This window comes from Paenibacillus nitricinens (assembly GCF_052056485.1).
In the GTDB taxonomy this organism is placed as follows: Bacteria; Bacillota; Bacilli; order Paenibacillales; family Paenibacillaceae; genus Paenibacillus_AQ; species Paenibacillus_AQ nitricinens.
The window spans coordinates 3,259,314-3,283,388 of sequence record NZ_CP183948.1; the positions used below are offsets into that span (position 1 = coordinate 3,259,314).

Sequence of the window (24,075 nt, forward strand, 5' to 3'; positions counted from 1 at the left end):
GATTTTATGAGAGGGGGAGCCACCTTGCAGGAGCTGTTATCTGATGAGATATTGCTGCAGAAGATTGCCATTCGCGACACGGATGCACTGGAGCAGTTATATGATAGATACGAGAGGCCTATTTATTCGTTTGCATTACGTATTGTAAAAGATGCAATGGAAGCGGAGGAAATTGTGCAAGAACTATTCGTGCGGATTTGGAATGCAGCCAGTCGAATCGAAATAGAGAGCAATAAAGGAAAAATAAGTACATGGATGTTTGCAATTACTCGCAACTTGGCGATTGACCGGCTTCGCAAGCAAGGGAGGCAAGCGGAAGATCCCGTGGAAGACGTTGTATGGGAGCGGCTCCGGAGTGATGAGGAGTCAACCGAACTCACAGTTGAACATAATCTGCTAGGACAGCAGCTGAAGAAAGAAATAGAGGGTTTACAATCGGACCAAAAACAAGTGCTGGAATGGATTTATTATATGGGATACACACAGCAGGAGGTTGCCGATAAGCATAAAATTCCGTTGGGAACCGTAAAGAGCAGAGTAAGATTAGCGTTAAAAGCGTTGCGAGGGCGATTCGAGTTGTGGAAGGAGGAGGTACATTATGAGCGCAGATCGTAAGGAGCTGTGTGAGGAATTGAGCATGTATGTGCTAGGGGGATTGGACAAAAAGGAACACGAAGCCTTTGAAGAGCATTTGAAGCTTTGTCCTGAATGCCGACAGGAGGCTGCTGAAATGACGGAACTTGTGAACTATTTTCCTCTTACCACAGAAGAAGTTGAGCCTCCCACGGGAATGAAATCCCGCATCCTTACTCATGTTATCCAATCCTCTATAGAGTCGAAACAGGAAGCCAAAGAAACAGAAGTCTCTGGCCTTGCGGTAAATCATGAACCTGAGAGAAGCGTTCGTCAACGTAAAGGGAGAATATACACCATATTAAGCGTGGCTTCTATCGTTCTTTTAATCACAACAAGTGTACTGGCTGTTAGGTTAAATGTGCTAAATGAGGATAAAAGAAATCTGCTTGCTGAGGTAGAGAAGCTGCGAGGTCAACTTGCGTTAAGTAATGAACCTGCGACCGGTCTTCAAGTCCATAATGTGGTGTCATTAAAACCAACGGTAAAGGATTTGGTTGCCCAAGGGACAGCGATGATCGTTATCGATAGCAAAGGAACGCACCTGATTGTGCAGGCGGAGAAGCTCCCTGAGCTGAAGGATGATGAAGCTTTTCAGGTATGGCTGCTCAAAGGTGGCAAACCGATTAATGCGGGCACATTTCACACTCGGGATGGAACAGGAGCGCTTTATTATACGTTCTCACCTGATGATTATGATACCATTGCGATCACGCAAGAGCCTGACGCGAACGGTAAGGAACCTCGTGGAAACATAGTACTAGCTGCGGAAATCTAAAGGTTAAAATGTAAGAAAATGATTCACAACGAATGTCCTGAGATTTCTATCCGGGGCATTCGTTTTTTTTTATTTTTAAAATATTTTTCTAAAATAGTGATCCAGATCCTACTGACCGGCGTGTAACTGTATGAAAGCAATAATACTTTGGTCATACCATAACAAATAAGGGAGATGGAAAAGAATGAAGTTGAAGAAAATTGTTGCAACAGCAATAGTCACAGTACTACTGGTTCCGTCCATGGCGATGGCAGCGAATAATGGGGCAGTGAATCCAAATGTTAAAACACCAGCCTCCGATCTGAGAGCGACTCTTAGTCAGCTCCTCTCGACTCATTTTGAATACCAGGCGCTGACCACGTTAAAAGAATATCAAGGGACAATGGATGCAGAAACAGCAAAGGATATGCTGGAAAAGAATGCGGATGAAATGAAGGCAGCTGTGAAATCGATCTACGGTCAAGCGGGTGCCGATCAATTCGCGGAAATCTTTTCTTCTCAGTATAATGACAGTGCCGATTTGGGATCAGCTGTGAAGAATGGCAATGCCACACAAGAAGCAGAAGTGAAAAAGGATTTGTTACAGGAGTTTCCGACTGAGCTTGGTAATTTTCTAGGTACGGCAACTGCTGGTAATCTGCCTGCGGCTACGGCAACACAAGTGTTAAGCGCTCATGAGAAGGACGTTCAAGATTTCTTCTACAGCTACATTAAAGGGGATTATGATGCTGCATACGAACATCTCACTGTTGGATTCAAGAGGATGTCCGATATTGGCTCGGCACTTGCCGGAGCCATCGTTAAGCAATTCCCAGATAAGTTCGACAATACAGTTGTAGTAACGCCCGCAAATGATTTAAGAGCGGTGCTCGATCAACTGTTAGCCATTCATTTCTTCTATCAATCCATGACCACACTTGAGCAGTATAAAGGTGCGCCAGATGCGGAGACCGTTAGAGAACAGCTCGAAAAAAATGCGAATGAAATGAGCACTGCTGTTAAATCATTATATGGTCAAGCGGGTGCCGATCAATTCGCACAAATCTTCTCATCGCAATACAGCAACAGCGCTGACTTGGGCATAGCCGTGAAAAACAACGACATGACCCAGGAAGGAAAAGTAAAAATGCAGCTTCTGCAAGACTTCCCAACTGCGCTTGGTAATTTCCTTGGTACGGCAACGGGTGGTAAATTACCTGCTGCGACTGCAACGCAAGTATTGCAGGCTCATGAACAGGATGTGCAGGACTATTTCTACAATTACATTAAAGGCGACTACGAAAAAGCCTATAATGTTTTCGCTGCTGGCGATAAAAGAATGTATGTGATCGGCACAGCACTGGCTGATGCCATCGTTCAACAAATGCCAGAAAAGTTCACTTTCCAGGTAACTCCGTCACAACCTGCTTCCTCTAACAACATGACAACAATCTGGATGAGGGTTGGAAGTAAGCAGCTGATCATCAATGATAAGACCACACAAATGGATACAACTCCATTCCTGTGGAACAACTGGACGTTTATCCCTCTTCGGTATCTGAGTGAAGGAATCGGAGCGCAAGTAGGCTGGGATGCAAGTAATGATACGATAACGGTCAAAGCAGGGGATGATACGTTAACTTTCTGGATCGGCAAAGATTATATGATGGTTAACAATGTGAAAAAAGAAATTGGTACACCAGTGATTATAAAAGATGGCCGGACCGCCGTCCCACTACGTTTTATTACTGAACTGCTTGGCTGGCATGTTGATTTCCAAAAAGCAGACGGGTCGATTACGCTGACTAAAGCGGCGATGAAGTAAGAGAAGGTCAAAGATTCTATGTAACGAGGTGTTCGACCACTGCTTGTTCGTAATATCCTCATGTAAGCCGCCGCAAATCCAAATTAACAGGCAGTGATTCTCCATAACCGGAGTGTCGCTGCCTGTTCATCTATTATTTAAATTACGCTATTCCGTTATATTTCAAAGAAAACATAATCCCCGATAACCGAGGATGGAAACGGTAGCTGGGTTATCTCAAGCAGAGGCTGATGTTATCCCTCTAGGTTTTAATAATAACATCCGGTGGAATTTAGGTCATATCTATGTAGATCAATATTTATGGATACAAACACTGACCAAAGAAGATATCCCATTTTCAATGGGATTCAATAAATGGTTTGGTTACGGTACAAGTCCTTCTCTAATCGTTATAATACTTTCCCGTACTTCTTTCTATAGTGACTCAGTGTGAGTAAAGGCCAGATATAACGGTAACTGTGATAATTAGAATAGAAATTGCCGGGGAGACCAGCGCCTGTTGGATAGGAGCTCTTCCAATCGATTTCGTTCATAGATGATATTAGTCTTTGAATTCCTCGATCTACCGCAGGTGTAGGTTCTGCTTGAACAGCGATGAGTGCATCAAGCGCCCATGCCGTTTGGGAAGGCGTACTTTCACCTAATGGCACATACTTCAAAAGACGATCACTATGACAAGATTCCCCCCAACCCCCATCAGAGTTCTGTATGCTTAGAAGCCAATTCGTTCCTTTTTGCAATGTATCATGATCTGTTGGCATACCAACTGCTTGTAAACCTGTTACTGCAGCCCAAGTCCCATAAATATAACAAACGCCCCATCTTCCATACCATGAGCCATCCTTCTCCTGATGTTGGGTCAGCCATTTCACACCTCGTTCGATGAATTTATTCCGCGTATCAAGTCCGGCAAAGTTTCCGAGATACTCCAAAGTTCGCCCGGTAAGATCTGCCTCCGAGGGATCAATAGCAGCAGATTTAGCGCCATCGATTGCGAGCCAAGTAAGCATTTCTTTATTGGTGTTTTTTTCGAATGCTGGCCAGCCACCGTCATTATTCTGCATGGATAGGGCCCAATTCAGTCCGCGATTCCAAGATTCCTGATAAGTTGTTTGGGTAACTGCTAAGCTTCGGATGGCCCGCAACGCTGCAGTCGTGTCATCTACATCTGGATTGATCGTATTGGACTCGGAAAATCCCCATCCTCCAGGAATCGTATCCGGATTATGGATGCTCCAATCGGCAGTTTTATACTGCTGTCTGGACAGTAGATACGAAGCAGCCTGTCTAATAGCGACATGAATATCGGGTATTTCAGCCTCCTGTAAAACATAGGAAATTAGAGCCGTATCCCACACTGTGGACGGAGAGTTTTGTATCGTTGTTTTAGCGTCAGAACGGCACTGCATTGAGGTAAGTCCATGAATAGCATTCGTAATCAGAGGATGCTGCTGATCATAGTCCAGAGCCAGCAATGCAAACACCATAAGAATTGTACTGGTTGCATAACTATAAAGGGTTCCGTCAGATTCAATTCGCTGGAGCATGAACTGTTCTGCTTTGGCACGGGCGGCTTCGTGAATGTAACGGGGACTTCCAAGAAGTCGGCTTAGTCCAGATTGAATAACGTCATTCATTTCCTCATATCCCCGAGGAGCTGGTTCATCTTCTTCAATACGAGTGTCAATGAGATTAGACAGATCAGGAGCATTAGCGGTTGAGATCGAGAAACGCCGATCGGCCATAATCAGCATTGGCGTGAGATGTACTCTTGAATAGCCGGAGAACTCGAAATAGTTAATAGGAAAATAAGTTGGGAATAACAGTACCTCCAACGGTATCGAAGAGATTGATAAAGGCCATTTGCTCTGTCCTGTAGCTGCGAGAATGACTCTAGTTAGGATGCTAGTAACTTTTCCAATCCCACCTTTGGATTGAATATAATGCTTAGCACGCAATATCGGCTCATCTGTCACTTTACTGTACCCAGAGTAGAGAAGGGCGTAATAAGCTTCAACCGAGGTAGATAGGTTTCCGTCTTTTTCATCTCTATACAATTGCCAGAATCCAGCGGACTGTTGCTCCGCAAGAATACGATCATGTAGCTGTCGGATCAGATCTTCATTCTGCACATTCAATATCCGAAAGAGGATGATGATATACGCATCGATAACGATCCCATTCTCAAAACAAAAATGCCAAGATCCATCTTGTTGCTGTTGATCAATCAGGAATGCTGTTAAACGCTCGATCTCATTATCTACTGTGCTCAGTATAGGATTCATTCCTTAGGTACCTCCGCAGTCCTTTATTTTTAGTATTATATGATGGAAGAGAGAGTGAAATGAAAAAGGACTGTAAAGTTGCTTATGCAACCTCACAGTCCTATAAATTATGATAGCTAATCAATGGTTTGATTAATTTTCAATCACGATTCGGTTAAGCTTGAGATTCACCGGAGCAGCAATGGTGTCACCTACAGGGCATTTGCTCTCTAGAAATTGTACAAATTGTTCGACCTTCTCGGCAGGGGATGGGGTCTTTATGTAGAATGTATAGCGAATATCTGAATAGCCAGGGCGAACATCAGAACGGTTGAAGAATCCATCGAGATCCAAATCACCTTCAACATCTACTCTGAAATCTTCAAGCTCTACCTCAAATTTAGAGGCATAAACTCGTGCCACAATGGATTGGCAGGCCCCTAAAGAAGCAAGCAAAGCTTCAACAGGATTCATGCCTGTATCGGTGCCCCCAAGATTTTGTGGTTCGTCGATGACAAGCTCGAATTGTCTTGCTTTAGTAATGACCCTAACCCCATCTTGTAAATGTGCAGTAGCTTTGAAAGTTTGAACATTTGGCATTTGTCTACACTCCTTCTTCTGGGAAACCAATTATGAGTAGATCCTTGGAATATTGTTTAATTCACAGTATTTTTCTAGGAATTGTTTAGATTATAATTCTATTCTTTACACCCTGTCAATACTTGATTATTTTATTGGAGGTAGATAAAGTGTCGGCTGATATGAATAGTGACTTGGATTATCCCATGGCTAGAATTCCAGCAGGAGAAGTAGAACTAAGGGACGATCGAGTTAAAAGTAGCTGGAGAGCAGAGATAAAGCCGTTTCTTCTAGCGCCTTTTCCTGTAACTATGGATCTGTATAATGTTATAACTAACAACGCTGTAACCGGAGAGCTAAAGCCCATTGTCAATATTTCTTGGCATGATGCCATTTCCTTTTGTAATCAATTATCTCGCAGGACTGGTTTGAAAGAAGCTTATGTTAGTAGCGATGATGGAGAACATATTATTTGGGATAAGGCATCTGATGGCTATCGACTTCCAACAGAAGCAGAGTGGCAATATGCATGTAAAGCAGGCACAACTAGTTATCAATACGGAGAGCTTGATAAGATTGCTTGGTATCATGATAATTCAGAGGGCGAACGCCATACAGTAGGGACGAAAGAAGCGAATGCATGGGGACTTTACGATATGCTAGGGAATGTTTGGGAGTGGTGCTGGGATTTATATGATGAACAAGTGTATGGCTCCTATCGCATTTTTCGAGGAGGGAGCTGGGCTGAGGAAGCCAGGGGTTGTGGAGCTACATGTCGTCGTCGCAGCCATCCAACATTTAGCGTAGATGATCTTGGATTTCGTCTTGCGCGATCTTATGAACTTTAAGGAAGATCCTTTATCTCAGCATTGAAGATAAGGGTTTTTTTTGCATATATGAAAACAAGTCAATATCCGACAAAATCCTGTGTTGAGAAAACTATTTAAAAGTTGTACTATTGGAAGCGATTACATTTTAGCTGGATAAAATGGAGGGAGCGACGATCTTTTTACTTAATAGGCCTATTTCTATCCGAACGATGTTGCTTACTGTTTTTTTGCTCCTTATGTTGTTTCCTTTGGTTGTAATCACCTATATCATCTACGAGAAAGAAAATGAAATCTATCAGAAGCAAGTTAGTCAATACTTACTGCAAACGGTCAGTCAGACCCAGCGGGTGCTTGAGTCGGATCTTACGGAAATTGATAGACTTACCTGGCCGCTGCTTTATCAACATTCGCTCGATTTTCTGGATGCCTCATACAATACCCCTTATCTGCTTATGGAAGCGAATCAGAAGTTCAAAGAACTGGTCTATTCCGACCTGTTCAGAGGTCGATTGGATCTTATTCGCGCCGTATATTTGATTACCCCTAACAAAACCGTATTTTCATCTGACAGCGCCTTTCAAAATTACTCACAAGTCAATATCGATAACTATCAACATATCGTAGAGGAAGTTCAAAAGCATCCCTTGCAAATGAGCTGGTACAGTGATGAATGGGCTATCTACAGGGGCAAAAATGGCTTCGATACGCCGGTACGAAACTCAGTTACTGCAGCGCGACAGATAATCGACAGTAATACATCCGAAGTGCGGGGATACCTTTTTATACAATTAAACGATCGTTTTATTGAGGAGAATTTGGATAATATCCAGATTGGCTCAACAGGGACTTTAATCGTATCCGATGCAAATGGAGATGAGATCTATCAGCAGCGTTCACCTTTGCTTGATGAGCCTGATATTGCTGAAGCTGTAAATTCTTCTTCCTTGCAAGGGACGGGAGTCGTGAAGTTTTCTCAAAAATGGCTGATGGCCTACGATACGTCAACCGTTAGTGGATGGAAGATGACTGCAGTGGTTCCACTTGAAGAGCTGATGCGACCCAATCTTAAAATTCTACAATATTTGCTGGTCATGGGTGGGCTTGGAGCACTTATTTTCACTATTATTTCAATTCTAATGGCCACTGCGATCTCAAGGCCTGTAATTAAGCTGGCCAAGCTGATGCCGTTTCTTTCCTTTGATCAATTGCATGTAGAAGAGATTCAGGGCTCCATTCAGGAAATCAGCATTCTGCAGCGAAATTTTAATCGGTTAATGCTTCGGATTCAACAACTTATTCAAGAGAATGAGCAGCAGGAGAAGGAAAAACGCGAGGCTCTACTTCAAGCACTACAGATGCAGATTCAACCCCACTTTCTGTACAATACTTTGGATACCATTTATTGGATGTCTAAAAAGTATAAAGCCGATTCCATCAGCAAGCTTGTCACCGCACTGGGTCGATTTTTCCGGTTCACATTAAATGCGGAGTCAGAATGGACAACAGTGCAGAAGGAGATGGATCATATTGAAAATTATTTGTTGATCCAGTCCTTCCGTTACCGTGACAAGCTGCAGTACGAGATCACTTTAGATCCTGAGACTTTGAATAGCCGGATTATGCCGTTAATTTTACAGCCAATTGTTGAGAATGCGCTTGAACATGGCATATCCAAGATTGGCGGAGGTGGAAAAGTAACGATCAGGACATTCAAGCAGGAGAACCGCGTCTATATTGCGATACACAACACAGGTGAGAAAATCGATATGGAGCATGTGAAGCTGCAATTTGATCATGCCAACAGTGAACATTTAGGGCTGCGGAACGTACAGAAACGCATCTCTTTAGCATTTGGCCCGGAATTCGGATTACAAATCGAAGCAGACGAGGTTGAAGGAACAGTGGTGACCATATGTATTCCTTTCGAAGAATATCATTAATTCGGATACAGAGGAGTTGGAAACGTGAGCCGCTGGAAATTTAATAGGTTAATTATTATTTCTTTTATACTGTTGCTTGTATGGGCGTTTAGTGGATTGATTCTTCTGGACTTGGACACGGATGTTACAACAGTACTTCAGGAACCCTCCAAAAGAATCAAAGTGTTGATCCGTACGGGCACTGAGTCCGCAGCATTACGCCAGCTCCTCACACCGTTTGAGAAAGAAACGGGCATAAAGGTTGATTTTGTTGAATTGGGGCGAGAGGGTTATTTCACGTTTGTAGGAACCCAATTGCTTGCGGGCTCGGACGATTTCGATATCGTATTCGTGCCCAATACTTCAATCGCACAGTTCGCGTCAGCTAAAGCGATCGTACCGCTGGATAATTACATCTATCAAGCTCAGAGAACAGATCCAGAAGGAATGGACCTGAATGATTTTTTGGCTGTCTATAAATATCAAGATTCTATCTATGCGCTGCCTACGGATATCAGTACACATTTTTTATATTACCGCAGTGATTTGATCCCTAATCCCCCTGAAACTTGGGATGAAGTATATGAGCTTGCAAGGAACTTCTCGCAGCTTGAGAATCAACAATCGCCGACAAAGTGGGGGTTAGTCATGCCGGCCATTGTGCCGGAGGAGAGGTCGAAAATTTTCGCCTCCCTGTTATGGTCATTTGGTGGTGACTTTCTGGATGAGGATAGCGGAGAAGTGCTGCTGGATTCGAAATCTTCGATCCAAGCTGGTGATTATCTGGCACGTCTTATTCGCGAGAAAATTATTCCTGACGATTTGTTATCTTGGGATTTCGTTAAAACAAGAGATGCGCTGTTATCTGGAGAAGTTGCGATGGCTGCTCCATATTGGAATTCGTCTTACCCAATGATCAAGTCGAGCGATAGTCGTTATAAAGCTGTCATTAAAGTTGCTTTGCTTCCTGGAATGAGAGATGAGCAGGGAGTAGTAAAACATATCCCATTCCAGCATGGCTGGACCATGGCGATGAATTCCAGTTCCAACAATAAGGATTTGGCGTGGAAGTTCATCGATTATTCTACGGGTAAACGGGGTGGACGAATTTATACGCTTGCCGGGGGTGTACCTGCCAGACGTTCACTGCTCAGTGATCCTAATCTTCAAGAGAAACGTCCAGATTTCGCATTGATTCTAGATTCGATGAAATGGGCCAAGAATGAACCATCGATTACCTATTATCCGGCTATGGTGGATACCGTGGAAAGGGCTTTGGCCAAAATCGTAACACTTTATGAGGAGCCAAAGGATGCTTTTCGGGAGGCAGCGATTGAATTGCGTCGATTGGGCGCACGTGCCAATAAATAATTAGAGGTGGAGCATAAATGACTAATGCAACATGTCGGGCAATGATTATCGATGATGAGGCTTGGATTCGTGAAGGATTAAGTGAGCATATCGAATGGGAGAAGCTTGGTATTAAGTTGGTCAAAGTTTTTCAAGATGGAAATGAAGCGCTAGATTATCTGGAAAAAGATTCGACCGATATCCTTCTGTCCGATATTCGTATGCCCAATATGACAGGTCTTGAGCTGGTAGCTCGGTTACGCGAGAAGGCGAGGAATGATCCCTCCAGTAAATTATCACAGATTAAGGTTATTTTCCTCAGTGGTTATGGAGATTTTAAATATGCTCAGGAGGCCTTGCGACTGGGAGCTGTGGATTACCTGCTTAAGCCCGCGGATGTGGAAGAAATTGAAATCGCTCTTATGAAGGCTAAAGCCTTGTGCAAGCAGGATGGCGAGGAATCATCTGCGCTTACGGCAGTTGAACCGGTAGAGGAACCAAGCTCTTATCTAATCAAAAAAGCCCTGCAATTTATCCAAGTACATTATGCGGAAGATATTTCATTGTCACATATAGCGGGGGAACTGTTCGTGACTCCCAATTATCTCAGTCGCTTATTTCGTCAAGAGAGCGGGCAAGTGTTCAGTGACTACTTATCCCGAATTAGAATGGACAAAGCATATGCTATGCTGGTCGACAGTAATTTGAAAATTTATCAGATTGGAGAAGCCGTTGGTTATCCCAATCCACGTTACTTCAGTGAATGGTTTCAGAAGAATGCAGGCATGTCACCAGGAGATTACAGAAAAAGAAATGCATAGAGCCGGGGGTACTTAGGGTGAAAAAGCGGAAGAAAAGATAGAATCACCACATTATTTCAATCCTTTCAATCCATTAATATGAGTAGTGTAAAGCGTTTACAATACGGTGGATTGAAAGGGGTAATCAAGTGAAACGCAAACTGGGTCTAATGCTTACAACTGTAGCCATGGGCGGTATGCTGCTGTCGGGTTGTGGTGGCGGCAATTCGAATCAATCTTCTTCCGCTTCGCCATCTCCATCTCCAGAACCAACCTCATCTAAAGTGGAATCCACTCCTGCACCGGCTAAACCTGAAGAAAAAAAGCAGGTTGAAATTTTCAGCTGGTGGACCGGAGCAGGGGAAGAAGCGGGCCTTAAAGGTCTGATCAAAGAGTTTCAAGGTAAGCAGCCGGATATTGAAGTGATTAACTCAGCGGTGTCTGGTGGAGCAGGAACGAATGCCAAAGCAGTGCTCGCCAGTCGAATGCAAGGCGGAGATCCACCGGATGCCTTCCAGGTTCATGGCGGCTCGGAGCTAAACTCCGGTTGGGTAGCAGCCGACAAAGTAATTCCTCTTAACGATTTGTACGCGTCAGAAGGCTGGATGGATAAGTTCCCGAAAGATCTGATTGATCTTGTCAGTCAGGATGGGAATATCTACTCGGTGCCCGTTAATATCCATCGGGGAAATGTAGTGTTCTATAACAAAAAAATATTTGACGACAACAATTTGAAAGCTCCAACCACCTTTGATGAATTCTTTGCAGTTGCGGATGCGCTTAAAGCAAAAGGAATTGTGCCGCTTGCTCTAGGGGATAAAGAACCGTGGACAGCAACAATGGTGTTCGAGAATATTCTGCTTGGAGAACTCGGGGCAGACGGCTACAAGCAACTATGGACGGGAGAACTTTCTTTTGACGACGCTAAGGTTAAGAGCTCTTTAGAGACATTTAAGAAAATGATGACCTATATCAACAACGATCACGCTGCACGGAACTGGCAGGATGCCGCCCAATTGGTTGCTAAAGGGGATGCTGCCATGAACATTATGGGGGACTGGGCGAAAGGTTACTTCACCACAGATCTTCAACTAACAGCAAACAAAGATTTTGGCTGGACGCCGACGCCTAATACATCAGGCATGTTTATGGTCATCACTGACACATTCGCGATCCCTAAGGGTGCTAAGAATGAAGCGTCGGCGAAAGAGTGGTTAAAAGTTCTAGGTTCTGTCGAAGGCCAGGATGTGTTTAATCCGCTGAAGGGCTCCATACCTGCACGGATCGATGCTGACAAAAACAAATATGATGTTTATGGGCAACAGACGATCGAGGATTTCAAAGTTAGTAAACTAGCTCCTAGTATGGCGCACGGTTCTGCTGCGCCAGAAGGCTTCACCACACAAGCTAATCAGGTCGTTAATATTTTCGTAACGAATGGAGATGTCGATCAGGCCTTAAAAGCTCTGAAGCAGGCGCAAAGCACAGAAATCAAGTAGAACAGTAAGGGTCAGGACGTTCTGCTTGCGTTCCTGGCCCTCCTTCTTAGGAGTGAAGATATGAGTGAAATAACAACTGCCGAGCTTCCTATTCAGCCTTCCCCCAAGCCTCGTAGAGGCTGGAATCTCACGAAAAGTCTTCCTATTTTAATGATTTTGCCCTCATTGATTGTTATTGGTATCTTTGTATACGGATTTATCGGCAGAACGGCTTTTGTATCTCTGACCGACTGGAATACATTGGTGAAGACTAATCATTTTATTGGCCTTGATAATTATCGTTTTTTGTTTCAGGATTTCCGTTTTCAGTCTGATTTACGGAATACGCTGGCATTTACAGTACTATTTATTGCCTTATCCATGTTCACGGGTCTTTTTCTTGCTAGAATGGTAGATTCGAAAATTCATGGGGAAACCTTTTTCCGAAATGTATTTATTTTTCCAATGTCATTATCTTTTATCGTTACAGGCGTGGTCTGGCAGTGGATCCTTTCTCCTAAAACCGGAGTCAATCTGATCCTTAGTGGGTTAGGGCTTAAAGATGTACCCAACTGGTATGTAAGTACAACCATCATTCCTTCTTTACATCTAGGACAAATTCAATTTGGATTGCCGATCGCAGTAATCGCTGTTGTGATCGCTGCCGTCTGGCAAATGACGGGATTTGCCATGGCGATGTATTTGGCTGGCTTACGGGCGATCTCTGATGACTTGCGCGAAGCGGCACGGGTGGATGGCGCCACAGAAGGACAAATTTTCCGCAAAGTGATTATTCCTCAGTTGAAACCCATCTCTATGAGCTTGATTATTATCTTGGCACATATCTCTCTGAAAATATTTGACTTAATCTATGCGATGACAGGCCCAGGAGCTATGTTCGTTACCGATGTTCCCGGTATGTATATGTTCGAGACCACCTTCAGAGGGAATCATTACGCTCAGGGTGCAGGAATCGCGATTATTATGCTGCTGTTTGTCTCTCTCTTCATTGTCCCTTATTTAATTTCCGGTTTCAGAAAGGAGAGACCTTAACCATGGCCAAGTCACGGTTCAATCGAACCATGAAATATATCCTATTAACTGTGCTTGCTGCGGTCTTTCTGGTTCCCGTTTATGTCATGCTGGTTACGAGTATCAAAAGCTTGAATGAAATTACATTGGATCAAATGTGGAAGTTGCCTTCTGCACTAAATTTCTCGGGTTATCGTGAAGCTTACAATAAGCTCATTCCGAATCTGATCAACAGCTTTTATTTGGCCATTCCCGCAACATTAATCTCCTCTTTATTGGGTTCAATGAATGGTTATGTGCTTTCTAAGTGGCGTTTTAAAGGCTCAGATGTTCTCTTCGCATTAATGTTATTCGGTATGTTTATTCCCTATCAAAGTATTCTCATTCCATTAATTCAGTTTCTGCAATCGATTGAGCTCTATAATACAATTCCGGGTTTGATTCTTGTGCATGTGGTATACGGGTTGCCGATTTGTACATTGATGTTCCGCAATTTCTACGTAGGCATTCCTAACGAATTGTTGGAAGCAGCGCAAATTGATGGCAATGGCTTTTTCGGAATCTATAAAAATGTAATCTTCCCGCTGTCGATTTCCGGTTTCGTGGTGGTGGGAATATGGCAGTTTACGAGTGTATGGAACGAGTTTTTGTTCGCGGTCACGCTCACATCGCAGAAGCAGCAACCCATCATGGTGGCTCTACAAAACTTGTCCGGAAGCCAGATTGTGGAGTGGAATGTGCAGATGGCAGGTGCGTTACTTGCCGCGTTGCCGACGTTGCTGGTTTATATTTTCCTAGGAAGATACTTTATTAAGGGATTGCTTGCGGGTTCAATTAAAGGCTGATATTTCTTCATTGGAGGGTTGTGTACATGAATAAACGCCGATTTAGGGTTTTGTTCACTATTGCTTCTACAGTCTCTTTACTGATAGGGAGTATTCCCATTTCACCGATCGAAATAGCCAATGCTGCGCCCACTGTTGATGCTACGAATTTCTTCAGTTCTTTTGAATCCAGTGACGTGAAGCCCATTGAGAATACCACAGAACTAAACGCAAATAAGGAAAAAATGACTTTTGGTGTGGATGGAAATCTACCTTTTACAGGAATTCAAGGGGATATTACAAAAAATATAGTGGATGTTCAGGTTAACGGTGAAAATCCTCCCAACGAAACGAAAGATAAATTGATAGATGGTACAGAAACAACCAAGTGGCTGACCAGAACCTCAACCGGTTGGATAAAGTTCAAATTGCAGGCAGCAGATACCATAACCAAATATGCCTTAACCTCAGCTAATGATGCGAATGGGAGAGACCCGAAAGATTGGAAACTCTATGGCTCTAATGATGATGCGACATGGACATTATTAGATACGCGAACGGATGTGAGTTTTCCGAACCGTTACCAACGTCAAATCTATGATATTCCAAATCAAATTACTCCATATTTATATTATAAGTTCGATATTACCAAAAATAATGGGGAAAGCTTGTTGCAGCTAGCGGAAATAGCTTTATCTAATGGAATAGACCAGCCAGAGCCAGTCTCCGTAGATATGAAAGCTTCTGTTACTAACGGCCCGACAAGCCTATATACCTCTAAAACAAGTGTAGGTTGGACGGGTTTAAAAGCGATCACAATCTCTGGTACGAATACCGTGAACGGAAGAGCATATGCGTACAATAAAATTTACGATACAGATATCCTAGTAACTCCTTCTACAGAACTCTCCTATTATATTGCGCCGGAGTTTACAGATAAAGATCAGACGTTATATACGAGCACCTATACATCGGTAGATTTATACTTCGCAGACGGGACCTATTTGCATGAGCTAGGTGCGGTAGACCAGCATGGAATCAAACTCAATCCTCAAGATCAAGGGAAGTCAAAAACGTTATATAATAACCAGTGGAATTTCAAAAGCGCTAAGATCGGCGATGTAGCTGCCGGAAAAACCATCCAACGGATACTGATCGCTTACGATAATCCCGCTGCTGAAAAAGGAACAGGGTTTAAAGGAACGATTGACGATATTCTAATTGAAGGGAATCCCGTTGAGAGCTCTCACTCACGACTTTCAGAATATGTAAATATTCTTAGAGGGACACAATCGAACGGCTCCTTCTCTAGAGGCAATAATATTCCGGCTGTTGCTGTCCCGCATGGCTTTAACTTTTGGATTCCAAAAACAGATGCCGGATCAGATTGGGCTTATGCCTATAACCTGAATAATAGTGCCAACAATCTACCTGTTATTCAAGCCTTTGCGATGAGCCATGAGCCAAGTCCTTGGATGGGTGATCGTCAGACCTTCCAGGTCATGCCATCCGATACGGCAGGTACACCTAGCGCGAATCGTACAACACGGCAACTGGAATTTAAACATGCTAATGAAACAGCGAAACCATATTATTACGGAGTTACTTTTGAAAACGGTATCAAAACGGAGTTTACACCTACAGATCACGCTGCGATGTTCCGGTTTACTTTTACAGGCAACAGCTCCAACCTGATATTTGATAATCAAAGCAATAGTGGTGGAATGACTCTAAATGCGGATGGATCGATTCAGGGTTATTCAGATCAAAAGAGTGGCAATTCTAATGGCGCTACACGTATGTTTTATTATGCAACATTCGATAAGCCTGTAGTAGCCAAAGGAAATCCTACCGCAAACGGTGGAGGAGCTAACGTATCTCGTTACTATAAATTTGATACTACAACCGATAAGGTTGTGGAGATGAGAATCGCCTCTTCACTACTTAGCGTAGAACAAGCAAAAAACAACTTAAATCAAGAGATTACAGCTCAAGACTCCTTTGACAAGATTAAAGAGAAAGCACAAACGCAGTGGGATCAGCTGCTTGGAATCATTCAGGTTGAAGGAGCAACGGAGGATCAGTTAGTAACTTTATACTCCAATCTATATCGACTCTACTTATGGCCGAACTCTGCATATGAGAACGTTGGCAGTGCTGGGAATCCAATATACAAGCATGCTAACCAATCTGCAACGGGAACTTGTAGTGGAAGTACTGAGACGGAAACCTGTGCTCCGATAGTTGAAGGGAAAGCTTTTGTGAATAATGGCTTCTGGGATACTTACCGCACAACTTGGCCAGCTTACGCATTGCTGACCCCATCTAAGGATAGCGAACTAATCGATGGATTCGTTCAGCAATATAAAGACGGTGGCTGGATCTCCAGATGGTCCTCTCCGGGTTATGCGAACATTATGGTGGGCACCAGTGCGGATGTTGCTTTTGCTGATTCGTATTTGAAAGGGGCTACAGATTTTGACGTGCAGAGCTTCTATCAGGCTGCGCTTAGGGATGCGGCTACCAACGCTCCTAACGCTAATGTAGGACGCAAAGGGATGAATACCTCTGTATTTAATGGATATACGAGTTATAACAATCTGGGAGAAGCCATGTCTTGGGCGATGGACGGATATATCAATGATTTCGGGATTGCTAATCTGGCTAAAGCGTTAGCCGAGAAAAATGATACCTCTGATCCCTATAACGCTCATTACAAAGACGATTATCAATATTACATCAATCGCGCTCAAAACTATGTCAATATGTTTAATCCTAATCTGGGCTTTTTTAATGGACGTTCTAGTAATGGGGAATGGAGAGATACGGCAGCTAGCTTCAATCCAGAAGCTTGGGGCGGAGGCTCAGGAGACTACACCGAAACGAATGGCTGGAATATGGCCTTTCATGTGCCCCAAGATGGGCAAGGACTAGCCAATTTATATGGTGGTAAAGAAGAACTAAGCAACAAGCTGGATGAATTCTTCAGCACTCCAGAAACGGCGAAATACCCGGGAACATACGGCGGTTTAATACATGAAATGAGAGAAGCAAGAGATGTAAGGATGGGGCAGTACGGACATAGTAATCAACCATCCCATCATATTCCTTATATGTACAACGATGCCGGGGAGCCATGGAAGACACAGGAGAAGGTTCGAGAAGTGCTTGACCGGTTATATATCGGCAGTGAGATCGGTCAAGGTTATGCTGGAGATGAAGATAACGGTGAAATGTCGGCATGGTATATTTTCAGTGCGATGGGCTTCTATCCGTTGAAGATGGGAAGTCCAGAATATGCGATTGGAGCACCTTTATTTAAAAAAGCAACGATCAATCTGGAAAATGGTAAGCAAATCGTTATTAATGCTCCAAACAATAGTAATACCCATAAATATGTGCAGAGCTTAAAGCTCAACGGAGTGGATTACAGCAAAAACTATCTACTCCATTCCGACCTATTAAATGGTGCAACACTTGATTTCGATATGGGTGCAACGCCTTCGAAGTGGGGGAGTGGAGATGATAATGCTTCACCATCACTCACCACTGGCACTGATGTACCACGTCCTATACGTGATCGTACCGATAAGTTGATTTCCCAAGGTTTAGGGAAGGTCACGGATAATGCTGGAACCTCTACGGTTTCTCTGAAGAATTTGTTTGACAATAATTCTGCCAGCACGGTATCGATTAATAGCACAAATCCTACTATTCAATATCAATTTACCGCAGGTCCAGAGAAGATTAGTATGTATACCTTGACTTCTTCCGGCCTCGGAACCGAAAAGAGCGATCCCAAGAGCTGGGTGCTCAAAGGTTCAAACGAGGGGGTCACTTGGGACACCCTTGATGCTAGAAAGGATGAAAGCTTCCAGTGGCGCCAATATACGCGTGCTTTTGCAATCACTGGTGAAGCAGAGTACTCTCGCTACCAGTTAGAGATTACAGAAACGAACGGTGGAACTAGTACAGCATTGGCCGAAATCGAGCTTTTAGGCAATGATGTGAGTGATGAGAACGCGGTTGCTATCGCAATGACCTCATTACAGCTCGGGGATGTAAGTCATATCACAACAGGAATTGAGCTTCCGAAATTTGGTATGCAGGGAACGACACTTACCTGGAGCAGCACTGACACTTCGGTATTAAGCGATAAGGGTGAAGTCGTAAAGCGTCCGGATGTCGGTCAACCAGATCGAACAGTCACCTTAACAGTGATAATAAGCAAGGGAGCTGTTAGTCAGACCAAGACCTTTGATGTTGTTGTAAAGGCATGGAGCAGAAATGATCTACCCCATGAAGAGGACTTCACAACAGGACTGGAAACAGGAGATATTCTACCGGCATGGAACAACTTCAGGCTAGAAACACACAATGTTAATGGATGGTGCTGCAATATCGGTGGGATGGAATCAAAAGCCGGCAGCGTGGATATCGATCAAGAACAAGGAATAACGAATTCTGCTTTATTGTATTCAGGCAACGTAACGGTTACCGAAGCTAGTTATTCTTATAATCCGGTATTCGAAGCTGGATTTGTGATTGAGCCCTCCACGGTGCTCACATACAGAATTCATCCTGAAGGACCTGATGCCATTACACAGCTTGAGCATAAAAGAGAGCTAAGTGCCTATATTTCGATGGACATCTTGTTTGATGATGGAACTTATCTGCATGATCTAAACGCAGTGGATCAGAATGGAACCCCTCTGAATCCACTGGCTCAGGGTGAGGTATTAAAGCTGGATACCTGGAATACCGTATCTGCTAAGATCGGAGAGGTTGCCGCAGGTAAAGTTGCCGACAAAATCCTCATATCATTTAATGCCACAGGACATACCGGTGATTTTCGAGGGTACGTCGACGATATTCGGATTTATCATTTAGCAGATGTACCTTATGGAACAGATGCTACGCTCAGCGGGATCTCAATGGATGGAACAGGTTTACAAGAGTTCGACAGCAACAAGGATACCTATGATATTATTTTACCAGCCGGTAGTGAAATCGTTCCTACGGTAACAGCTACAACATATGATCCCAATGCGACGATGATTGTGACTGCTGCGGATCATTTACCGGGCACGACAACGATTGAGGTAACAGCGGAAGACGGCATCACAAAGCTTAGCTACAGAATTAACTTTACGGTCCAGGAGCAAGAACCGGAGCCAACGAAAAACAGTGACGCCACGTTAAGCGGCATTATGATCGACGGTACAGCCTTGGCAGGATTCGATAGCAGCGTGGATACGTATGAAGTTGTTCTGCCTGCGGGTACTGTAAACGTACCTACGTTAACCGCGAATCCGACGGATTCGAAGGCAACAGTGAATGTGACGGCCACGGATCGCCTGCCGGGAACTTCGGTGATCGAAGTAACTGCAGAAGACGGCAGTACGAAGTTCTTTTATAAAGTAAACTTTACGGTTCAATCCAGTCCTTCAAACCCGGAACCGTCCAATCCAAATCCTTCGAGCCCTAGTCCGGGAGGGAATACATCTACAACAACACCTCCTACTGAAGAAAAGGGTAAGGTAGGTGAGGTGACAATTAAGCCGGCACAAATTGTCCCCATCAACGGAACTGCAACTCTCGAGATGCCAGCTGGGACTAAAGAATTAATACTTCCTTCCGATACCTTTAACCTACTAGGCGATAGCAAGCTGGAAGTGAAGCTGGATAACTTCACGATCGTTATTCCTGCCAAACTGTTTAAGCAGCTAAGCGGCGAGCTTAGTGCAACGGATCTGCAAAACAGCAGCATATCTTTAAAGCTGACGTCACTTACACAATCTGAAGTGAATGGAGCGATGGCTGCAGGCAAAAATACGATGAATGCAGATATCCGTTCAGCCGGGCAAGGATATGATGTGAGTCTGGCGCTGATCGGCAAAGCTGGAGTCATAACAACGCTGGATAAATTCGATCCGCGCATCACAATTCGGTTCCATTTGGACCCTTCGATCCTTTCGCCATTAACGGGTATTTACTTGATTGGGAATAATGGATTACTGGAATATATTAGTGGGATAAGCGCTGATAACAACATTGTTAGCGAGATTAATCAATCTGGTAAGTATATCGCTCTTGAGCTGACAAAGAAATTTGCTGATGTACCTTCTACACACTGGGCTGCTAGCATCATTAAAGAATTGGCGGCGAAGCAAATTATTACGGGTACCTCATTGACTAGCTTCCAGCCACAGCGCAGTGTGACCCGTGCTGAATTTACTGCACTGATTGTCAGAGCGCTCCAGCTGAAGGGAACAAATGATACAAGTGAACCAACCTTTACAGATATCAAAGCAACCGATTGGTATGCGAAAGCGATCGCGGTCGCAGTAGCAGAGGGCATTGTAAAAGGTAAAGGTACTTCCAGATTTGATCCAACGGCTCAGATAACGCGTGAGGAAATGGTTGTCATGATCATACGTGCATATGATGCGGTTAAAGGGAGCAAGGCCGAAGGTTCAAGCCGTTTGTTTACAGATGCAGCGCAAATTGCAGCATGGGCTGCCGATGATGTAAATGCGGCTGTATCACTGCGATTGATTCAAGGGCGTGATTCAGGCAATTTTGATCCGAAAGGCATTACGACTCGTGCGGAGGCAGCTCAAGTGATCTATAATTTGTTGGAAATTTTCTAACTGTTATTAAGATGGGCTGTGTAATTCATTAAAAAAGAAGACTTCTGATACATTCAGAGGTCTTCTTTTGTGATGTTTTTGTTGACAAAATAAGGAATTAACAATATATTATATATGCGAAAATAATTTATATATTATAACACAATAATAATATGTTGTCAACTACTATTTTCGGAGCATTTAACTGTTTTCTCAAGGATATTCAGCAAAAGTGGTGGGGGGAGGGAAATTATGTTTTTATCGCGAATATTCAATTCCTTAAATTCTTCTATAGAGGAACTAGCGGTGGTTCAGATCCTTGAACTAAATGAGAAAACAAAAGAATATGGACTTATTTTAACACCTGATGAAGTACGGCAAATGATGAATACCAGAAACCAGGTGCTTAACAACTATGGACGCGTGGAACTAAGTATAGAGGTCACCAAGGAGATCATTGAGTTATTTTCCGCTTCTCCCTATATCAATGAAGACGACTATCTTTTCACATTAAATGAGCTTCACGAAATTTTTTACTATATAAAAAATGAAACCGAAGAGAAGATCGGTGACTGTAGGATGATCGAGATGATGAGAAAGCTTTTTGACGGAGATTGCGGAGGTTCTCTGAATTTACTGAAAAGTAAGCTTGAGGAGTACGCAGAGGTCTTCAGAAGTGAGATACAGCTATATGAGGCTCTTGAAGGGGATGATGACTAATGGGATCGATGAATTACAACGATTTTCAAACATTAGTTGAGCGAGGAATCATTGAAAGAAAGAATCTCAAACAAAATCAGTATACGGTGTCCTTATTAAACGAAGGATTTCGTAATGGATTGCTGAACCGTCAGGAAATTTACAACATCCAAAATAGGCTCATGCTCGTCCTACAGAATCTGATCAAACGCTACACTAAAGGAGAGAGTTCTTCAGTTCCCACGGAAACGGCAGAAAGTCTTCTAACTTCCATGTTATACGCAATTGATGCCTATTTCCTTAGCTTGGGAACTCCAGAGAAGGCAATGACTTCTCTAAAAACGGTTGATATACAAAGTAGCTATGAAAAAGGAATCGAGACTGTAAGTACATGTTTTGAAGAATCGAAACAAATTTATAAACTAGTCAAAGAAGATAAGCTGAATGTTCCGGTTGACGCCTATAATATGACCATTAATGAATCCTTGCCTATTTTTATGAAGAAATACAGAATTATCTTTGATGCTCATAATACTATGGCAAGTATTGATTATCCGCTTGCGATCGATGATATGCGTCTTCAGGGCGTCTTTTACATTAAACAATATTTAGAACGTCTGTATATGGAAACGAAATTTTGTCAGTTGTTCAGCCAAGGTGATCTTCTCAATACGTTGGAGAGTTTTGGAAGAATGTATAAATTTGATTACCGGATCGAATTGTTTAATATTTATGAATTGATGTTGAATAGTGCTGTTTTTTCCGTTTTATCAGGTGGGAATACAGGTCAGGTTAAGATTTCGGCTTATCAATTTGAGCAAATAGAACGGTTATTAACTCAAGTGACTCCAGATCGAGTGGATATCATTGTTGGCGAAGCAATCAGAAGTCTTCTGAATGATCTGAATATCAGCGATCCGAGAATGAAAGATTACATGAATTTACACAGGAACCAGATGGTGCAGCGGATCGTCAATGCAGCTAATTCCTGCAGTTTGCAGGGACTCATTATTACCCAGCAAGAAGAGAGAATCAAACCTGTTGAATTTTCTTTAAACCTAAAAGATCGCTTGAGTGATATTAAACTACGAAAATTGTTGGTTGACGTCACGCAAATTGATAAGAAAGATAGAAAAGCCCAGCTCATCAAATCCAATCTGAATTCTCTTCACGATTATTTGGATGTTTTTGAATCGGATAGTCTTTACGGAGATGAATATGAAGCGTTATTCGTACTTTTCGGCGACATGGAGTTGACAATCTTGGCTAAGATTGTTTTTTACGAAGATCTGCGGACCGGATTTTTGAGTTTTCAAGCAATGGTATCAGAACATGCCGGAAGCGAAGAGGAATGGAAGAAGTACTTCATTGAATATATGCAGAGGTTAAGCCCAGATCGACTTCAATCCATTGAGAAACTCATCCATATGATTGATTATGAAGAAATTAATTTCTATTGATCTGATCAAAGACAAACATTAAAAGTAAGTATGGTGTTCCAAAACAACTTGACAGATTTCATTTGTGCGTATACATTTGTATACATAAGCGACTCGTATACATATGTATACAACAAAGGAGGGGTTAATATGCGTGATGGACATTTCGGAAAACGCGGCCATCGAGAACATGGGGAACAAAAAGACCGTGGTGAGCATAGAGATCGTGAGCATATGGGCAGACATGGGATGGATTCTATGGATGGTCCCCCAAAAAGTGCTCAAACTTTTCGTCGCGGCAGAGCTCTAGCATTTTTGGAAAAGCTTAATGTGAATCGAGCCACTTTACAGCGGCAGCTGCAAACACCGGAGCTGGATTCGATCAAGCAAGTGATTAGCGGTGAACTGAAGGCAACAGAAGCGATCATTGAAGAGTTTATTCATATTTTTCAGATTCACGAAGTAACAACTGAAGAGAAGACGGTTTGCGATACTAAAAAAGAGGAGATTGATCCTGAAAATGAAAACCATTGATCTTATTAAAACGCGTAGAAGTATTAAGCAATTTAAGGCAGATCCCATTCATGAGGATGATTTATTGAAATGGCTGGAAGCAGCTAGTTATGCTCCAAACCATCGTATGAATGAACCTTGGGAACTCCTATTTATCGGGCCTGATACGAGAGCTAAATTAAAGCATAAGACGAATTTTGGAAGCGCTCCTGTCGTTCTTGCTATCTTATCTAAACCTGGTGCAACAGCGTTTGAACGTGACGAGAATGTTATGGCTGCCGCTTGTTTCGCACAGAACTTTTTATTAGCAGCACATGAAGTGGGGGTTGGTGCCTATTGGGCTTCTTTAGGTGCTTTGCCTCATAATCGTGAAATTCTAGGTGTTCCGCAAGATTACGATGTGATTGGACTATTTGGTATTGGATATCCAGAGGAAGTTCCAAATGCTAAGCCAAGAACACCGATGAAATCAAAAATCACATATTTATCTTAAAAGGTGAT

Annotated in this window: 17 protein-coding genes and 1 pseudogene; 16 read left to right on the forward strand and 2 right to left on the reverse strand. The window is 43.0% G+C overall.

Annotated elements, in window-relative coordinates:
* Positions 1-24: 24 nt before the first annotated feature.
* The 4 genes and pseudogenes from ACN6KS_RS14495 to ACN6KS_RS14510 all read left to right on the forward strand — a co-directional run.
* Positions 25-615, forward strand: a complete 591-nt coding sequence (locus ACN6KS_RS14495) for an RNA polymerase sigma factor (RefSeq protein WP_440962297.1) — start codon at positions 25-27, stop codon at positions 613-615.
* The gene (locus ACN6KS_RS14500) at positions 599-1,411 is read left to right on the forward strand and encodes an anti-sigma factor (protein WP_440962298.1); all 813 of its coding nucleotides are present in this window, start codon (positions 599-601) and stop codon (positions 1,409-1,411) included. The genes ACN6KS_RS14495 and ACN6KS_RS14500 overlap by 17 nt, the downstream gene beginning before the upstream one ends.
* 184 nt (positions 1,412-1,595) lie before the next feature.
* Positions 1,596-3,215, forward strand: coding sequence for a copper amine oxidase N-terminal domain-containing protein (locus ACN6KS_RS14505; protein ID WP_440962299.1), 1,620 nt, complete (start codon positions 1,596-1,598; stop codon positions 3,213-3,215).
* A gap of 193 nt (positions 3,216-3,408) precedes the next feature.
* Positions 3,409-3,597: pseudogene (locus ACN6KS_RS14510) on the forward strand (DinB family protein); the annotation flags it as partial.
* Between the two features lie 7 nt (positions 3,598-3,604).
* Here the strand turns inward: ACN6KS_RS14510 and shc are convergent.
* A complete protein-coding gene (gene shc, locus ACN6KS_RS14515) occupies positions 3,605-5,500 on the reverse strand; it encodes a squalene--hopene cyclase (protein WP_440962300.1) in 1,896 nt (631 codons plus the stop codon).
* A gap of 132 nt (positions 5,501-5,632) precedes the next feature.
* Positions 5,633-6,079 (reverse strand): OsmC family protein, encoded by a 447-nt coding sequence (locus ACN6KS_RS14520; protein ID WP_094868732.1) that lies wholly within the window; start codon positions 6,077-6,079, stop codon positions 5,633-5,635.
* Between the two features lie 161 nt (positions 6,080-6,240).
* On the opposite strand from ACN6KS_RS14520, the gene ACN6KS_RS14525 reads away from it, so the two are divergent.
* The 12 genes from ACN6KS_RS14525 to ACN6KS_RS14580 all read left to right on the forward strand — a co-directional run bounded on the left by ACN6KS_RS14525 (position 6,241) and on the right by ACN6KS_RS14580 (position 24,067).
* Positions 6,241-6,906 carry a formylglycine-generating enzyme family protein gene (locus ACN6KS_RS14525; RefSeq protein ID WP_440962403.1) on the forward strand — a complete coding sequence of 222 codons (666 nt, stop codon included), beginning with the start codon at positions 6,241-6,243 and terminating at the stop codon, positions 6,904-6,906.
* 140 nt (positions 6,907-7,046) lie between these two features.
* Entirely contained in the window at positions 7,047-8,828 is a 1,782-nt protein-coding gene (locus ACN6KS_RS14530; protein WP_094868734.1) for a sensor histidine kinase, read from the forward strand.
* Between the two features lie 24 nt (positions 8,829-8,852).
* Entirely contained in the window at positions 8,853-10,178 is a 1,326-nt protein-coding gene (locus ACN6KS_RS14535) for an extracellular solute-binding protein (RefSeq protein WP_440962301.1), read from the forward strand.
* Positions 10,179-10,195: 17 nt separating this feature from the next.
* Positions 10,196-10,978 carry a response regulator transcription factor gene (locus ACN6KS_RS14540; RefSeq protein WP_440962302.1) on the forward strand — a complete coding sequence of 261 codons (783 nt, stop codon included), beginning with the start codon at positions 10,196-10,198 and terminating at the stop codon, positions 10,976-10,978.
* A 167-nt stretch (positions 10,979-11,145) separates the two neighbouring features.
* On the forward strand, positions 11,146-12,456 hold the full coding sequence (locus ACN6KS_RS14545; RefSeq protein WP_440962404.1) for an ABC transporter substrate-binding protein: 1,311 nt from the start codon (positions 11,146-11,148) through the stop codon (positions 12,454-12,456).
* Between the two features lie 60 nt (positions 12,457-12,516).
* Positions 12,517-13,488: a carbohydrate ABC transporter permease gene (locus ACN6KS_RS14550; RefSeq protein WP_440962303.1), complete on the forward strand. Its 972-nt coding sequence runs from the start codon at positions 12,517-12,519 to the stop codon at positions 13,486-13,488.
* Between the two features lie 29 nt (positions 13,489-13,517).
* Complete coding sequence (locus ACN6KS_RS14555) at positions 13,518-14,312, forward strand: carbohydrate ABC transporter permease (RefSeq protein WP_373455870.1); 795 nt, start codon at positions 13,518-13,520, stop codon at positions 14,310-14,312.
* Between the two features lie 26 nt (positions 14,313-14,338).
* On the forward strand, positions 14,339-20,944 hold the full coding sequence (locus tag ACN6KS_RS14560; protein WP_440962304.1) for a GH92 family glycosyl hydrolase: 6,606 nt from the start codon (positions 14,339-14,341) through the stop codon (positions 20,942-20,944).
* A 231-nt stretch (positions 20,945-21,175) separates the two neighbouring features.
* Positions 21,176-21,643: a DUF6323 family protein gene (locus tag ACN6KS_RS14565; RefSeq protein ID WP_341134750.1), complete on the forward strand. Its 468-nt coding sequence runs from the start codon at positions 21,176-21,178 to the stop codon at positions 21,641-21,643.
* Positions 21,643-23,082: a DUF6179 domain-containing protein gene (locus ACN6KS_RS14570; RefSeq protein WP_440962305.1), complete on the forward strand. Its 1,440-nt coding sequence runs from the start codon at positions 21,643-21,645 to the stop codon at positions 23,080-23,082. Before ACN6KS_RS14565 ends, ACN6KS_RS14570 begins: the two co-directional genes overlap by 1 nt.
* A gap of 129 nt (positions 23,083-23,211) precedes the next feature.
* A complete protein-coding gene (locus tag ACN6KS_RS14575) occupies positions 23,212-23,595 on the forward strand; it encodes a hypothetical protein (RefSeq protein WP_094868741.1) in 384 nt (127 codons plus the stop codon).
* A complete protein-coding gene (locus tag ACN6KS_RS14580; RefSeq protein WP_440962306.1) occupies positions 23,582-24,067 on the forward strand; it encodes a nitroreductase family protein in 486 nt (161 codons plus the stop codon). Before ACN6KS_RS14575 ends, ACN6KS_RS14580 begins: the two co-directional genes overlap by 14 nt.
* The last annotated feature ends 8 nt before the right edge of the window (positions 24,068-24,075 follow it).

Bases quoted from the DNA above. Each gene is read 5' to 3' on its own strand.
- ACN6KS_RS14545 (WP_440962404.1), top strand. From the start codon at position 11,146: ATGGGCGGTATGCTGCTGTCGGGTTGTGGTGGCGGCAATTCGAATCAA.
- ACN6KS_RS14580 (WP_440962306.1), top strand. From the start codon at position 23,582: ATGAAAACCATTGATCTTATTAAAACGCGTAGAAGTATTAAGCAATTT.
- ACN6KS_RS14505 (WP_440962299.1), top strand. From the start codon at position 1,596: ATGAAGTTGAAGAAAATTGTTGCAACAGCAATAGTCACAGTACTACTG.
- ACN6KS_RS14560 (WP_440962304.1), top strand. From the start codon at position 14,339: ATGAATAAACGCCGATTTAGGGTTTTGTTCACTATTGCTTCTACAGTC.
- ACN6KS_RS14520 (WP_094868732.1), bottom strand. From the start codon at position 6,079: ATGCCAAATGTTCAAACTTTCAAAGCTACTGCACATTTACAAGATGGG.
- ACN6KS_RS14500 (WP_440962298.1), top strand. From the start codon at position 599: ATGAGCGCAGATCGTAAGGAGCTGTGTGAGGAATTGAGCATGTATGTG.
- ACN6KS_RS14575 (WP_094868741.1), top strand. From the start codon at position 23,212: ATGCGTGATGGACATTTCGGAAAACGCGGCCATCGAGAACATGGGGAA.
- ACN6KS_RS14550 (WP_440962303.1), top strand. From the start codon at position 12,517: ATGAGTGAAATAACAACTGCCGAGCTTCCTATTCAGCCTTCCCCCAAG.
- ACN6KS_RS14525 (WP_440962403.1), top strand. From the start codon at position 6,241: ATGAATAGTGACTTGGATTATCCCATGGCTAGAATTCCAGCAGGAGAA.
- ACN6KS_RS14540 (WP_440962302.1), top strand. From the start codon at position 10,196: ATGACTAATGCAACATGTCGGGCAATGATTATCGATGATGAGGCTTGG.
- ACN6KS_RS14570 (WP_440962305.1), top strand. From the start codon at position 21,643: ATGGGATCGATGAATTACAACGATTTTCAAACATTAGTTGAGCGAGGA.
- ACN6KS_RS14565 (WP_341134750.1), top strand. From the start codon at position 21,176: ATGTTTTTATCGCGAATATTCAATTCCTTAAATTCTTCTATAGAGGAA.
- shc (WP_440962300.1), bottom strand. From the start codon at position 5,500: ATGAATCCTATACTGAGCACAGTAGATAATGAGATCGAGCGTTTAACA.
- ACN6KS_RS14530 (WP_094868734.1), top strand. From the start codon at position 7,047: ATGGAGGGAGCGACGATCTTTTTACTTAATAGGCCTATTTCTATCCGA.
- ACN6KS_RS14555 (WP_373455870.1), top strand. From the start codon at position 13,518: ATGAAATATATCCTATTAACTGTGCTTGCTGCGGTCTTTCTGGTTCCC.